Raw genomic sequence first — 14644 nt, forward strand, 5'->3', positions numbered from 1 at the left:
GCGGCGCTTCACGCTGGGCATGCATGGGTGACGGCAGGACGCGGCGCAAGGCGCCGCCGGAACGACAGCGGCGCGACGATGCGGACGAGTCGCACGCCGACGGGCAATTCGACCTGTTCGGCGTGCCGGCGGATGGCGTACGCGCGTCGCCGGCGCCGGCGGACGATGGCCGCCCCGCCAGCCCCGATGAGCACGTAACACCGCACGGGCAGGACGATCCGCGGCCTTCCCCTACTCCCCCGCGCCCTGTCGACGACGAACCGGCACCTGCCTCCGGCCTGCTGTGGGACGAGCCGTCGCCGCCCGCCGCGCCGCCGAAGAAAGGCCGGCGCAAGCGCGGCGTGCTGCCCGCGCCGATCGCGGCGGACGTCGCCGACGCCGCGGCCGGCCTGCCGCCGAACGTCCGGCTCGGCACGTCGTCGTGGTATTTCCCCGGCTGGAACGGCATCGTCTACGACGGCGATTTCGCGCAGACGAAGCTGTCGCGCGAAGGGCTCGAAGCATACGGCGCGCATCCGCTGCTGAGGAGCGTGAGCCTCGACCGGTCGTTCTACGGCCCGCTGTCGGTGGCCGACTACCTGCGCTACGCGCAGCAGGTGCCCGACGATTTCCGCTTCGTCGTGAAGGCGCCGGCTTCGGTGACCGATGCGGTGATCCGCGGCCGCCGCGGCGAGCCGTCGGGGCCGAACCCGACCTTTCTCGACGCATCGCTCGCGACCCGCGAATTCGTGCAGCCGTGTCTCGAAGGGCTCGGCCGAAAAGCGGGCGTGCTCGTGTTCCAGTTTTCGCCGCTGCCCGATCAATTGCTTGCCGAACCGGCTGCGCTGATCGACCGGCTGACCGCGTTTTTCGCGGCGCTACCGCCGCTGCCGCCGGAAGCCGACGGCACGCGCTACGCAATCGAGATTCGCGACGCGAGCCTGCTCACGCCGCGCTTCATCCGTGCGCTCGCCGCGCTCGGCGTGCGCTACTGCGTCGGCCTGCATGCGCGGATGCCCGACCCGTTGCGCCAGGCCGCCGCGCTCGCGCTGCTCGACGGCGACGCGCCGGGGCCGCTGATCGTGCGCTGGAGCCTGCACGGCGGCTTCAAGTACGAACAGGCGAAAGCGAAATACGAGCCGTTCGACAAGCTCGTCGACGAAGATCCGGCCACGCGCTCGGCGCTCGCCGAACTGGCCGCGCGCTACGCGCTGGCCGGGCAGCCGGTGATCATCACGATCAACAACAAGGCGGAAGGCTCCGCGCCGTTGTCGTGCATCGCGCTCGCGCGCGAAATCGCCGCCGCGTGCGCGCAGTGGCGCAACGAGGCGGCGTAACGCGTGTTTCCGCCGGCTGTCGCCGGTCATGCGCTTACGCGCCGCGCAGCGACTTCAGCCGGTGCGAGAACTTCTGCCGGAACTTCGCGAGCTTCGGCCCGATCACGACCGAGCAATAGCCCTGCCCCGGGTTCTGCGCGTAATAGTTCTGGTGATAATCCTCGGCCGGCCAGTAGTTGCCGTCGAGCGGCACCACCTGCGTGACGATCGGCTGCCCGAACACCTGCTCGCGTTCCAACTCGCGGATCACGTCGAGCGCGGTGTCGCGCTGCGCATCCGAATGCGTGAACACGACCGACCGGTACTGCGTGCCGACGTCGTTGCCCTGCCGGTTCAACTGGGTCGGATCGTGCGTCGCGAAGAAGATCTCGAGAATCTCGCGATAGCCGATGCGCGCCGGATCGAACGTCACGTTGACGACTTCCGCGTGGCCCGTATCGCCTTCGCAGATGTCGCGGTAGCCGGGATTGCGCGTATGGCCGCCCGCGTAACCCGACTGGACGGCCGTCACGCCGTCGACGTCGAGAAACACGGCCTCCGTGCACCAGAAACACCCGCCTCCCAACGTCGCGGTTTCAAGCATCTCGTTCCCCATGAAATCAGTCCCTCGTTGATGACGGCAACCGCTACGCATGTACCGGCGCCGCCGTTTCGTCTCGCCGCCGCCCGCACGCGGTGCGGACGCAGCGGCACTCCGGCAAGTATCTCACTCGCGCGCGAACCTGGCAGAGCGGACAGGTGCCGCACGCGACCGTGCCGCACATTTCTCGTCTACACTTAGGCACGCGCAAGCGGCGGCAAACCCGTCGCGCCAGCCAAGCGTCCGATGCACGCCCGACCCTGATGCAAACATCATCTGCCGGAACATCGATATGCATGCCTTAGCAGACATCCCCCGCATCGCGGGCCCGGTCGCCGCCACCTCGCGCGCCGGCACCTCAATCGCACCATCGCGATGCCGCACGGCCGTCCCGCCCCGGGCACGGCGGTCCAGTACCTCGTCTTTTCCCGCTTTCACGATCTGATGCACGGCGCCGTACGCGTCGCCGACGCGTGCATCCGCCTGCCGATCGCGCCCGCCGGCGCCATCCACGCCGAACGGCACCCGCAGTCCGCACGCCCGCAACGAACGGCCGTGCGTCCACGATCCCAACCCATCGAGAGGGCATCACCATGAGCATGCGGCCTGACCCGACGTTTCACGCCTCGCCGGCGCTTGCGATGCAGGCACCCGCCGAAGAATTTGCCTATACGTTGTTGCTGAGCCCCGATTTTTCCAGACCCGACGCGCTTGCCGTGATCGACGTGAAGCCCGGTTCGCCGACTTACGGAAAGATCGTGCATACGGTAACGATGCCGAACACCGGCGACGAGTTTCACCACTTCGGCTGGAATGCGTGCTCGTCGTCGCTGTCGCCGCTGACCGGCCATGCGTTCCTCGAACGCCGCTTCCTGATCATCCCCGGCCTGCGCTCGTCGCGCATCTACGTGATCGACACGAAGCCGCATCCGACACAGGCGCGCATCCACAAGATCATCGAGCCCGACGAGATCTTCGCGAAGACCGGCTATTCGCGTCCGCACACCGTACACTGCGGCCCCGAAGGCATTTACGTGAGCACGCTCGGCGGCGCGGGCAAGGACGGCACCGACGGCGCGCCCGGCATCTTCATCATGGATTGCGAAACCTTCGACGTGCTCGGCCGCTGGGAGATCGACCGCGGCCCGCAGGACAAGCACTACGACTTCTGGTGGAACCTGCCGCGCGACTACATGGTGTCGAGCGAGTGGGCGCTGCCGCCGCAGTTCGAAAACGGGATCGTGCCGGCAGACCTGCTCGAGAACAAATACGGGCACCGGCTGCATTTCTGGGACCTGCGCGCGCGGCGCAACGTGCAGACGATCGATCTCGGCGCGCAGCACCAGATGGCGCTCGAGGTGCGGCCCGCGCACGACCCGGCGCGCGAATACGGGTTCGTCGGCGTCGTGGTCGATACGACGAATCTCGAAGGCTCGATCTGGACCTGGTGGCGCGAAGGCGGCAAGTTCCATGTGAAGAAGACCGCGACGATCCCGGCCGAGCCGGCCGCGGCCGACGAGCTACCGCCGCTGCTGAAATCGTTCGGCGCGGTGCCGCCGCTCGTGACCGACATCGACCTGTCGCTCGACGACCGCTTCCTGTACGTGTCGTGCTGGGGGACCGGCGAGATGCGCCAGTACGACGTGTCGGATCCGCACAACCCGGTGCTCGCGGGGTCGGTACGCATCGGCGGCATCGTGCGCCGTGCGCCGCACACGAACGGGCGCAGGTTCGCGGGCGGCCCGCAGATGGTCGAGATCAGCCGCGACGGCCGGCGCGTGTACTGGACCAATTCGCTGTATTCGACGTGGGACGACCAGTTCTATCCGGACGGCGTGCCGGGCGCGCAGGTGCTCGCGCATGCGGGGCCGGAAGGCGGGCTGACGCTCGCCGAAGATTACTGGGTCGAATTCCCCGACGGCTACCGTGCGCACCAGATCCGGCTCGAAGGCGGCGACTGCTCGACCGACTCGTTCTGCTATCCGTCGGTCCGGCGTTGAGCACCGGCCTGCACGCGCAGGCCGCCCTGTGGGCGGCCGTGCTCGCGAGCGGCATCTATCACGGGCTCAATCCCGCGATGGGCTGGCCGCTCGCGGTGTCGAACGCGCTGATGACGCGCCGCGGCGCCGCGCTCGTCGCGGCGCTCGGCTATCTCGCGCTCGGCCATGCGCTCGCGGTGTTCGCGGTGATGCTGCCGTTCGGGCTGCTCGCCGCGCTGCTCGCGTGGCAGTCGGCGATCCGGATCGGCGCGAGCGCGCTCGTGATCGGCTTCGGCGCCGTGCTGCTGATCCGGCGCAGGCATCCGCGCGCGCTCGCGCGGATCCCGCCCGCGCGGCTCGGCCTGTGGTCGTTCGCGGTCGCGCTCGCGCACGGCGCGGGGCTGATGCTGGTGCCGATCTATCTCGGGCTGTGCGGGCTCGACGGCGATGCCGGCCACCGCGCGGCCGCGATGCTCGTCGATGCGCATCTCGGGATGGCGCTCGTCGTCGCGGCCGTGCATGCGGCCGCGATGATCGCCGCCGGCGGCGGGCTCGCGTGGCTCGTGTACCGCTATCTCGGACTGAAGTTCGTATCGCGAAGCTGGTTCAATCTCGATGCGGTGTGGGCATCGAGCCTGATCGTGACAGGCGCGCTGTCCCTCGGGCTGGCAGCGGCGCGCTAGCGCGGGGATCGATGGCAGGCATGATGCGGCGCTGCCGGTTGGCGCAGCAGGCCTGCTTGAAAAACGCGACAGAACGGCGATGCCGGCCGCCCGCGATGCGCATCGAGCAGCGCGCCGCAGTGTTCGGTACGCCACCTTGCCCCCGCAATGCACCGTCCGGCCGGGCCCGGCGGCTGCGATTCCGCTAAAATCGGGCCATGCGCACCCCTTCCCAATCGACCGCCTTGTCGCCTTTCGTCCGCCGTGCCCGCCCCGTCCGCGTCGCGCCGCGCCTGCCCGTCTCGTTCCGGATGGTGGCCCGATGAGCCGCGCCAACCCGCCGGATTTCGACGCGGCCGCGTTCCGGCAGGCACTCGGCCAGTTCGCGACGGGCGTGACGGTGATCACGACGCGCGCGCCGTCCGGGCAGCTGATCGGCATCACCGCCAGCTCGTTCAACTCGGTCTCGCTCGATCCGCCGCTCGTGCTGTGGAGCCTCGCGCACAAATCGGCGTCGACGCCCGTGTTCCGCGGCAACAGCCATTACGTGGTGAACGTGCTCGCGGCGTCGCAGCTCGACCTGTGCAAGCGCTTCTCGACCTACAAGGGCGACCGCTTCGAAGGGATCGCGCATGCGGCCGGCAACTCGGGGATGCCCGTGCTCGACGGCGCGCTCGCCTGGTTCGAATGCCACAACCGCAGCCGCTACGATGAAGGCGACCACGTGATCTTCGTCGGCGAAGTCGAACGCTGCGGCGTGCGCGCGGTATCGGACACGGCCCCGCCGCTCGTCTTCCACGGCGGCGGCTTCCACGGCCTCACACCGCTTTGATCGCCCCCGTGCGCGCCAGCCCGACCGGCGCGCCCGCTTCATCCTTCAGCGTCTGCAGCACGATGTTCGAACGGATGTCCATCACCCCGGGCGCCTTGTAGAGCCGGTTCAGGACGAAATCCGAATAGTGCTTGAGGTTGTGCGCGAGCACGCGCAGCAGATAGTGGCTCTCGCCCGTCACGACGAATGCGCCGACCACCTCCGGCCATTCGCGCAGCGCTTCCGCGAAGCGCTCGTGCCATTGATTCTCTTCGTTGCGCATCGACACCTGCACGAATGCCTCGAGCTCGAAGCCGAGCTTCTCGCGGCTCAGGCACGCGCGATAGTGCTCGATCACGCCCTGCTCCTCGAGCAGGCGCATGCGGCGCAGGCAGGCGGATGGCGAAAGCGAAATGCGTTCCGCCAGGTCGAGATTGCTGATTCTGCCCTCCTCCTGCAGTACCGCCAGAATCCGGCAGTCGGTGGCATCGAGCGTGATCGCGTGCATTTTTGGTCCCCGTTTTCCCTCTGAGTCGAATTATCTGCCAATCCGGCGGATTGTCCATGTTTATTTCGCAAGCACTTTCTGCGAGCGTCCACCTATCATTCGAAGGATCGATTCACCGATTCGTCATGCCATGGACACTCTCTGGGACATCTCGCCGCCTGTCAGCCCCGCCACCCCCGTGTGGCCGGGTGATACGCCGGTTTCCGTCGAACGCGTGTGGCGGATGGAGGCCGGCTCGCCGGTCAACGTCGCGCGCCTGACGTTGTCGCCGCACACGGGCGCGCATTGCGACGCGCCGCTGCACTACGACGCCGACGGCGCCCCGATCGGCGCCGTGCCGCTCGACACCTATCTCGGCCCGTGCCGCGTGATCCATTGCATCGGCGCGTCGCCGGTCGTGCAGCCGGCCGACATCGCGACCGCGCTCGACAACGTGCCGCCGCGCGTGCTGCTGCGCACGTATGCGCGTGCCAACGTAGAACAGTGGGACAGCCATTTCTGCGCAGTCGCGCCCGAAACCGTCGATCTGCTCGCCGCGCATGGCGTGAAGCTGATCGGCATCGATACGCCGTCGCTCGACCCGCAGGAATCGAAGACGATGGATGCCCATCACCGCGTGCGTGCGCACCGGATGGCGATCCTCGAAGGCATCGTGCTCGACGACGTGCCGCCCGGCGACTACGAACTGATCGCACTGCCGCTGAAGTTCGCGACGCTCGACGCGAGCCCGGTGCGCGCGGTACTGCGCGCGCTGCCTGCACGTGCCTCCTGATTACCCCGACCCACGACCCCACATCATGATCAAGACCCGTGAAGACGCGCTCGCGCTCGACCGCGATGACCCGCTCGCCCCGCTGCGCAGCCAGTTCTCCCTGCCCGATGGCGTAATCTACCTCGACGGCAACTCGCTCGGCGCGCAGCCAAGCGCCTCGGCCGCCCGCGCGCAGCAGGTGATCGGCGCCGAATGGGGCGAAGGCCTGATCCGCAGCTGGAACACGGCCGGCTGGTTCGCGCTGCCGCGCCGTCTCGGCGACAAGCTCGCGACGCTGATCGGCGGCGCACCGGGCGAAACGGTCGTCACCGACACCATCTCGATCAACCTGTTCAAGCTGCTGTCGGCGATGCTGCGCCATCAGGCCGAACGTGCGCCCGAGCGCCGCGTGATCGTGTCGGAGCGCTCGAACTTCCCGACCGACCTGTATATCGCGCAGGGGCTGATCGAACAGCTCGGCGGCGATTACGAGCTGCGCCTGATCGACGATCCGGCCGACCTGCCGGCCGCGCTCGGCGCGGACACGGCCGTCGCGATGATCACGCACGTGAACTACCGCACCGGCTACATGCACGACATGCCGGCCGTCACGCAACTCGTGCACGACGCGGGCGCGCTGATGCTGTGGGATCTTGCGCACTCGGCCGGCGCGGTGCCGGTCAATCTCAACGGCGCGCGCGCGGACGGCGCGGTCGGCTGCACATACAAGTACCTGAACGGCGGCCCCGGCTCGCCCGCGTTCGTGTGGGTGCCGCAGCGCCATCTCGCGCATTTCTCGCAGCCGCTGTCGGGCTGGTGGGGCCACCGCGCGCCGTTCGCGATGCAGCCGGCCTTCGCGCCCGATCCGGGCATCGCACGCTTCCTGTGCGGCACGCAGCCGATCGTGTCGATGTCGATGGTCGAATGCGGGCTCGACGTGTTCCTGCAGACTGACATGCACGCGATCCGCCGCAAGTCGCTCGCGCTGACCGACGCGTTCATCGCGCTCGTCGAAGCGCGCTGCGCAGGCCTGTCGCTCAAGCTCGTCACGCCGCGCGCACATCACCAGCGCGGCTCGCAGGCAAGCTTCGAGCATCCGCACGGCTACGAAGTGATGCAGGCGCTGATCGCGCGCGGCGTGATCGGCGACTACCGCGAGCCGTACGTGCTGCGCTTCGGCTTCACGCCGCTCTACACGCGTTTCGCCGATGTGTGGGATGCCGTCGAGACGCTGCGCGACATCCTCGCCACCGACGCGTGGAAGGCGCCCGAGTTCGCCGAACGCGGCGCGGTGACCTGACCGGTTTTGCCCGGCGCGCGCGCCGCGCGCCAGGCCCCCCGTCATTCAAATCTGGAGAGAGTCGTGAATTCTGGTCATATGCAGCCACCCGGCGAAGACGCGCCGGCGGGCTGCCCGTTCTCGGGCGCACGCGCCGCACAACCGGCGCAGGCCGCGCACGAGGCGCCGCACGTGCCGGGCGATGCCGGCTGGCACAACGCGCAGCTCGATTTCTCGAAGTCGATGAGCTATGGCGACTACCTGTCGCTGAATTCGATCCTCGACGCGCAGCATCCGCTGTCGCCCGATCACAACGAGATGCTGTTCATCATCCAGCATCAGACGAGCGAGCTGTGGATGAAGCTCGCGCTGTTCGAACTGCGCGGCGCACTCGACGCGGTGCGCACCGACGCGCTGCCGCCCGCATTCAAGATGCTTGCGCGCGTGTCGCGGATTCTCGAGCAGCTGGTTCAGGCGTGGAGCGTGCTGTCGACGATGACGCCGTCCGAATACTCGGCGATGCGTCCGTATCTCGGCCAGTCGTCCGGCTTCCAGTCGTACCAGTACCGGCAGCTCGAATTCCTGCTCGGCAACAAGAACACGCAGATGCTGCAGCCGCACGCGCACCGGCCCGACATCCTCGGACAGGTGCGCGCAACGCTCGAAGCGCCGTCGTTCTACGACGAAGTCGTGCGCCTGCTCGCGCGGCGTGGTTTCCCGATCGCGCCCGAGCGGCTCGAGCACGACTGGACGCAGCCGACGCGGCACGACGAAACCGTCGAAGCCGCGTGGCTCGAGGTGTATCGCCACCCGCAGCAACACTGGGAGCTGTACGAGATGGCCGAGGAGCTGGTCGACCTCGAAGACGCGTTCCGCCAGTGGCGCTTCCGTCACGTGACGACGGTCGAACGCATCATCGGCTTCAAGCAGGGCACCGGCGGCACGAGCGGCGCGCCGTACCTGCGCAAGATGCTCGACGTCGTGCTGTTCCCGGAACTCTGGCACGTGCGCACCACGCTGTAACGCGCGTCCCGCGCCCGCCGTCACGACGACGTGCGGGCCAGCTCCTCCCCTTCGCGCGGCGCCGCCTGCGCGCGCGACAGCCGCGGAATGTGCCGCCGCACCGCGAGCAGCGCGATGCACACGACACCCATCGCGACGGCCAGCATCGTCAGATACGCGCCCGCGCCGCCCGTCGTGATCACGATTGCGCCCGCGAACGCGCTGAGGATCGCGCCGAGCCGGCCGAACGCAAGCGCACTCGCGGTGCCCGTCGCACGCACGGCCGTCGGATAGATGTACGCGCAAAGCGCATACATCGTCGACTGCACCGCGTTGACGAACAGCCCGTGCAGGCCGAGCCCGACGATCAGCCAGCTCGTATGGCGGCTGGCATCGACCCCCATAAGCCACACCGCACTCGCCGCGCCGCCGATGCTGCACAGCGCGAGCGGCCAGCGCGACCCCGCATGCGCGATCGCCCATGCGCACAGCAGCGCGCCGATCACGCCGCCGAGGTTGTACGCGGTGAGCCCCGCCCCCGCGACCGACACGCTCAGCCCGCTCGCCGCGAGCATCGTCGGCAGCCAGCTGAACGCCGCGTACACCGCGAGCAGGCACATGAAGAACGCACACCACAGCGCGATCGTGTCGCGCGCCTGACCGCTCGCGAACAGCGCGCCGAAGCCGCTGCGGCCGCCGGCCGCGCGCGCGTCCTTCATGTCGGTGAACACGGTGCCCGGTGCGACCGGCCGCTGCATCCTGGCGAGCAGCGCGGCGAGTTCCGGCCAGCGCGCGGAACGCCGCGCGAGATAGCGCGGCGATTCCGGCAGCGCACGCACGAGCACGAAACCAAGCACGAGCGGCAGCGCGCCGCCCGCGAAGAACAGCCCGCGCCAGCCGTAGCGCGGCAGCACCTCGTGCGCGAACAGGCCGGCCAGCATGCCGCCGAGCGGCACGCAGACGATCGTTGCCGTCACCATCATCGTGCGGCGCCGCGCAGGCGTGTATTCGGCCGTCATCGTCGTGGCTGTCGGCAGCGCGCCGCCGATCCCGAGCCCCGCGACGAAGCGCAGCACCGCGATCGCCGCGACGTCGGGCGCGAAGCCGATCGCGCAGGTCGCGATGCCGAACAGGAACACGCTGCCGATCACGGCCTGGCGGCGGCCGAAGCGGTCCGCGACGATCCCCGCGCACGCGCTGCCGATGCCCATCCCGATCAGCCCGGCCGCGACGGCCGGCGCGAACGCGCCGCGCGTAATGCCCCATTCGCGGATCAGCACCGGAATCGCGAAGCCGATCAGTTGGCCGTCGAAGCCGTCGAGCACGATCGCGAGCGCGGCAAGCAGCACCACGCAGCGCTGCATCGTCGTGAACGGCCCGTCGTCGAGCGTCGTGCCGATGTCGACCGACGGCGCCGGCAATCCGTCGCGCGTGCTCATGCGGCCTCCCGTGCACCGCCCATCGGCGGCAACGTGCGCGACCGGCGCGCGGCAAGACAACGGCATTCGATGGCTTTCATGGCGTCTCCAGTTGCCCGGGCTGGCGCGCGCACGCGTGCCCGGATCGCTTGCAGCGCGGCCGGCGTCGATGCGCCGGTGCCCGCGCGGTGTCCCATCCGTGTCGATCCGGCGCCATCGGCCATAGGTCGTGCGCGCGGCTCGTCATGCGGCGCCAGCCGGCCGCCGGCCTGATGCTCAGTTCATCCGTGCGTCGATCAGCCGGACGAGCGCGAGCATCGTCTCCGCATGCGGCACGGGGACACCCGCTTCACGCGCGGCCGCGACGACCTTGCCGCCGATCGCGTCGATTTCCGTACGGCGGCCCGCCAGCACGTCCTGCAACATCGACGGGCGATGGCCGCGATGTTCGCGAATGGCATGTTCGACGTTGCGCGCGATGCGCTCGTCATCGACGGCGATCCCTTTCGCACGCGCGACCGCTGCGGTCTCGGCCGCGATCGCCAGCGCGAGCCGCGGCCCGTCGTGATGATTGCCGAGCTGGTCGACCGTGCAGCCGGTCGCCGCGCACAGCGTGTTGAGCGCCGCGTTGAACGCGACCTTCTCCCAGATCGCGGCCCACACGTCGGCGTCGAGCGTGCACGCCAGCCCCGCGCGCGACAGCGCATCGGCCACGGTCGCCGCGAACGGGCGTACCGCGCCGTCGGCCGTCATCATGCGGATCGTGCCCGCGCCGTGCGAGCGCACGTGTGCAGGCCCGGCCGCATCGGCCGGCCACGTCGTCACGCCGACCAGGATGCGGTCGAGCGGCACGAACGCATTCAGCGCCTCGACATTGCCGAGCCCGTTCTGCAGCGTCAGCACGGCCGTGTCCGGCGTCAGCAGCGCGTGCACGCCTTCGAGCGCCGCGCGCGTGTGCAGCGACTTCGTGAAAACGATCAGGAGGTCGAACGGTGCATGGGGCGACGCAAGCGCTTCGGCGTTCGCCGCTTCCGGCCGCACGGCCTGCAATGTGCGGATACGTCGCTCGCCGTGGTCGTCGTCGATGCGCAGCCCGTCGCGGCGAATCGCGTCGAGATGCGCGTCGTTCACGTCGATCAGCGTGACGGCCTCACCGCTTTCGGCGAGCAACCCGCCGAACAGCGAGCCCATCGCGCCCGCTCCCAGAATCGCGATCCTCATCGTCGGCAGCCTCGTCAGAACGGATAGTGGCGCGGCGCGGTCTGCACGGTGATCCAGCGCAGGTCCGTGAATGCGGCGATGCCGGCCTTGCCGCCGAAGTGGCCGAAGCCGCTGTCCTTCACGCCGCCGAACGGCATCTGCGCCTCGTCGTGCACGGTCGGGCCGTTCACGTGGCAGATGCCCGATTCGATGCGCGCCGCGACGCGCAGCGCACGCGCGACGTCACGGCTGAACACGGCCGACGACAGCCCGAATGCGTTGTCGTTCGCGCAGCGGATCGCGGCCTCCTCCCCGTCGACGCGCACGATGCCCTTCACCGGGCCGAACGATTCTTCCGCATAGATGCGCATTGCGGGCGTCACATGGTCGAGCAGCGTCGCGGGAAACAGCGTGCTGTCCGCGTTGCCGCCGCACAGCAACGTCGCGCCATGCGCGAGCGCATCGTCGATCAGCGCGTTGCAGCGCTCGACGGCCTTCATGTCGATCAGCGAACCGAGCACGACGGGCCCGTTGCGCGGATCGCCGAGCGGCAGCGACGCGGCCTTGTCGGCGAGCTTCGCGACGAACGCATCGGCGATCGACGCATCGACGACGATACGCTCGGTCGACATGCAGATCTGCCCGGAATTCGCGAATGCGCCGAACGCGGCCGCCGCGACCGCCGCGTCGAGATCGGCGTCGTCGAGCACGACGAACGGCGCCTTGCCGCCAAGCTCGAGCACCGACGGTTTCAGGTGGCGCGCGCAGGCTTCGGCGACGATCCGTCCGACACGCGTCGAGCCCGTGAAATTCACGCGGCGCACGGCCGGATGCGCAATCAACGCATCGACGACGGCGCCTGCGTCGTCGGGCGCATTCGTGACGAAGTTGACGACGCCCGGCGGCAACCCGGCTTCCTGCAGCGCCTCGACGATCAGCCCGTGCGTGACGGGACACAGCTCCGAGCCCTTCAGCACGACCGTGTTGCCGCATGCGAGCGGCAGCGCGAGCGCGCGCGTCGCGAGGATCACCGGCGCGTTCCACGGCGCGATGCCGAGCACGACGCCGGCCGCTTGCCGCACGCCCATCGCGAGCGAGCCCGGCACGTCGGACGGAATCAGCTCGCCGCCGACCTGCGTGGTCAACGACGCGGCCTCGACGAGCCCGCTCGCGGCGAGGTGCACGTTGAAGCCGGCCCACAGCGCGGACGCGCCCGTCTCGGCCGCCATCGCGGCGACGAACTGCTCGTGCTTCGCTTCAAGTGCGGCGGCCGCCTTCAGCAGCAGCGCGCGACGCGCGCCGGGGCCGAGTGCGGCCCAGCCGGGAAACGCGCGGGCGGCCGCGTCGGCCGCCGCACGCGCATCGTCGACGGTGCATGCGGGCGCTTCGGACGCGACTTCGCCGTCGAGCGGATTGCGGCGCACGAAGGTCGCGCCACTGGACGCATGACGGCGTTCGCCGTCGATCAGCATCGATACGGTTTGCATGAATTCTCCGGAAGGACGCGCGCGGGGCGTGTCAGGCAATCTCGACTTCGACGACGACCGGCGTCGCGGCGCGCAGCGCGTCGGTCAGCGTGTCGCGCAATTGCGCCGCATCGGACACGCGCACACCGCGGCAGCCCATCCCTTGCGCAAGCGCGACGAAATCCAGGTCCGGCAGATCGGTGCCCTGCACCGGGTCGTCCGGGCCGAAGCCGAACACGGGCGCGAAATCCTGCAGCGCGGCGTAACGCCGATTGCTCAGGATCACGAACGTGATCGGCAACTTCAGCTGCGCGGCGCTCCACAGCGCCTGGATCGAATACAGGCTCGAGCCGTCGCCGATCAGCCCGATCACCCGCCGCGCCGGGTGCGCAAGCGCGACACCGACGGCGGCCGGCATCCCGTAGCCGAGCCCGCCGCTGTCCATCGTGTAGAACGTGCCGCTGCGCGTGAACGGCAGGTGTTCCTGCATCACCGGCCGCGCGCTCGGCGCCTCCTCGACGACGATGTCGTGCGCGTCGCGCACGTCGGCAAGCGTCTGCAGCGCGAATGCGACCGACATGCGCTCGCCGGCAGCGGGTGCGTCGACGCGCACGCGCGGCGCGCGCGGCGCGGGCATCGGCCGCTCGAGCGGCGCCGGGCGCGCCAGCAGGTCGCGCGCGGCCAGCCGCAGGTTGCCGACGACGGCATCGCCCGACGGCGTCCACGCGGCGACGCCCGGATCGTCGACGAGCTGCACGAGCGTCGCGCCCGGCGGCACGTGCGGACCGAAGCCTTCGATGTGATAGGTGAACGCGGGCGCGCCGAACGCGAACACGAGGTCGTGCCCGTCGAGCCGCGCGACGATCTTCTCGCGGATCGCGGGCAGGAAGCCGGCGAACAGCGGATGATCCTCGGGGAAGCTGCAGCGCCCCGACATCGGCGCGACGTACACGCGCGCACGGTGCCGCTCGGCGAGCCGCACGAGGTCGTCCCACGCACCGGCGCGATCGACGGCCGCGCCGACCACGAGTGCGGGACGCCGCGCGGCGTCGAGCGCGTCGCCGAGCCGCGCCAGCGCATCGGGATCGGGCCGCACGACGCTGCTGACGTCGCGGCGCGGCAGCAGCGCGGCCGGCTGGTCCCAGTCGTCGACCGGAATCGACACGAATACGGGGCCGCGCGGCTCCTGCATCGCGATGCGGTACGCCCGCGCGATCGCGGCCGGCACGTCCTGCGCGCGCGCAGGCTCGATGCTCCATTTCACGTACGGCTTCGGCAGCTCGGCGGCTTGCGTCGCGCCGAGGAACGGATCGAACGGCAAAATCGCACGCGCCTGCTGGCCCGCGGTCACGATCAGCGGCGTACGGTTCTTGAATGCGGTGAAGAGGTTGCCCATCGCGTTGCCGGTGCCTGCCGCCGAATGCAGGTTGACGACCGCCGCATTGCCGGTGGCCTGCGCATGGCCGTCGGCCATCCCGACCACGACGGCTTCATGCAGGCCGAGCACGTAGCGGAAATCGTCCGGGAAGTCGCGGAACATCGGCAGCTCGGTCGAGCCGGGATTGCCGAACACGCGGTCGATGCCGAACTGGCGAAGCAGGTCGATGACCGAATCGCGTACGGTGATCGGTGCGGCGGATGGGGGCGGATGGCCGGACATGCTCGGGTGTCT

13 protein-coding genes are annotated in these 14644 nt (G+C 69.6%); 7 read left to right on the top strand and 6 right to left on the bottom strand.

Translation table 11 applies throughout. From position 1 onward, the window contains the following. Window positions 1-23 precede the first annotated feature (23 nt). Window positions 24-1316: a DUF72 domain-containing protein gene (locus BLA15945_RS32440; protein ID WP_174994281.1), complete on the top strand. Its 1293-nt coding sequence runs from the start codon at window positions 24-26 to the stop codon at window positions 1314-1316. A 34-nt stretch (window positions 1317-1350) separates the two neighbouring features. Here BLA15945_RS32440 and msrA read toward each other — a convergent pair whose 3' ends face one another. Next, window positions 1351-1911, bottom strand: a complete 561-nt coding sequence (msrA, locus tag BLA15945_RS32445) for a peptide-methionine (S)-S-oxide reductase MsrA (protein ID WP_059233355.1) — start codon at window positions 1909-1911, stop codon at window positions 1351-1353. Window positions 1912-2489: 578 nt separating this feature from the next. Between msrA and BLA15945_RS32450 the strand changes: the two genes are divergently transcribed. The 3 genes from BLA15945_RS32450 (at window position 2490) to BLA15945_RS32460 (ending at window position 5369) form a co-directional block, all read left to right on the top strand. Continuing rightward, window positions 2490-3896 (top strand): selenium-binding protein SBP56-related protein, encoded by a 1407-nt coding sequence (locus BLA15945_RS32450; protein WP_059233353.1) that lies wholly within the window; start codon window positions 2490-2492, stop codon window positions 3894-3896. Then, the gene (locus tag BLA15945_RS32455) at window positions 3893-4558 is read left to right on the top strand and encodes a hypothetical protein (RefSeq protein WP_059233352.1); all 666 of its coding nucleotides are present in this window, start codon (window positions 3893-3895) and stop codon (window positions 4556-4558) included. The genes BLA15945_RS32450 and BLA15945_RS32455 overlap by 4 nt, the downstream gene beginning before the upstream one ends. A gap of 301 nt (window positions 4559-4859) precedes the next feature. Then, window positions 4860-5369, top strand: a complete 510-nt coding sequence (locus BLA15945_RS32460) for a flavin reductase family protein (protein WP_059233351.1) — start codon at window positions 4860-4862, stop codon at window positions 5367-5369. Here the strand turns inward: BLA15945_RS32460 and BLA15945_RS32465 are convergent. Further along, window positions 5356-5856 (bottom strand): Lrp/AsnC family transcriptional regulator, encoded by a 501-nt coding sequence (locus BLA15945_RS32465; RefSeq protein WP_006477992.1) that lies wholly within the window; start codon window positions 5854-5856, stop codon window positions 5356-5358. The two genes, BLA15945_RS32460 and BLA15945_RS32465, sit on opposite strands and share 14 nt — an antisense overlap. Window positions 5857-5986: 130 nt before the next feature. On the opposite strand from BLA15945_RS32465, the gene kynB reads away from it, so the two are divergent. The 3 genes from kynB to kynA all read left to right on the top strand — a co-directional run bounded on the left by kynB (window position 5987) and on the right by kynA (window position 8909). Beyond that, window positions 5987-6628, top strand: a complete 642-nt coding sequence (gene kynB / locus BLA15945_RS32470; protein ID WP_174994282.1) for an arylformamidase — start codon at window positions 5987-5989, stop codon at window positions 6626-6628. Between the two features lie 25 nt (window positions 6629-6653). Further along, window positions 6654-7907, top strand: coding sequence for a kynureninase (gene kynU, locus BLA15945_RS32475; RefSeq protein ID WP_407045122.1), 1254 nt, complete (start codon window positions 6654-6656; stop codon window positions 7905-7907). 78 nt (window positions 7908-7985) lie between these two features. Further along, window positions 7986-8909, top strand: coding sequence for a tryptophan 2,3-dioxygenase (kynA, locus tag BLA15945_RS32480; RefSeq protein WP_174994299.1), 924 nt, complete (start codon window positions 7986-7988; stop codon window positions 8907-8909). 20 nt (window positions 8910-8929) lie between these two features. Here the strand turns inward: kynA and BLA15945_RS32485 are convergent, their stop codons facing one another. The 4 genes from BLA15945_RS32485 to mdlC all read right to left on the bottom strand — a co-directional run bounded on the left by BLA15945_RS32485 (window position 8930) and on the right by mdlC (window position 14632). Continuing rightward, window positions 8930-10327, bottom strand: coding sequence for an MFS transporter (locus BLA15945_RS32485; protein ID WP_174994283.1), 1398 nt, complete (start codon window positions 10325-10327; stop codon window positions 8930-8932). A gap of 255 nt (window positions 10328-10582) precedes the next feature. Continuing rightward, window positions 10583-11527, bottom strand: a complete 945-nt coding sequence (locus BLA15945_RS32490) for a ketopantoate reductase family protein (protein WP_174994284.1) — start codon at window positions 11525-11527, stop codon at window positions 10583-10585. A gap of 14 nt (window positions 11528-11541) precedes the next feature. Next, window positions 11542-12993 (bottom strand): aldehyde dehydrogenase, encoded by a 1452-nt coding sequence (locus BLA15945_RS32495; RefSeq protein ID WP_174994285.1) that lies wholly within the window; start codon window positions 12991-12993, stop codon window positions 11542-11544. Between the two features lie 31 nt (window positions 12994-13024). Continuing rightward, entirely contained in the window at window positions 13025-14632 is a 1608-nt protein-coding gene (mdlC, locus tag BLA15945_RS32500) for a benzoylformate decarboxylase (RefSeq protein WP_059233344.1), read from the bottom strand. Between the last annotated feature and the right edge of the window lie 12 nt (window positions 14633-14644).

Source organism: Burkholderia arboris (genome assembly GCF_902499125.1).
Taxonomy (GTDB): domain Bacteria; phylum Pseudomonadota; class Gammaproteobacteria; order Burkholderiales; family Burkholderiaceae; genus Burkholderia; species Burkholderia arboris.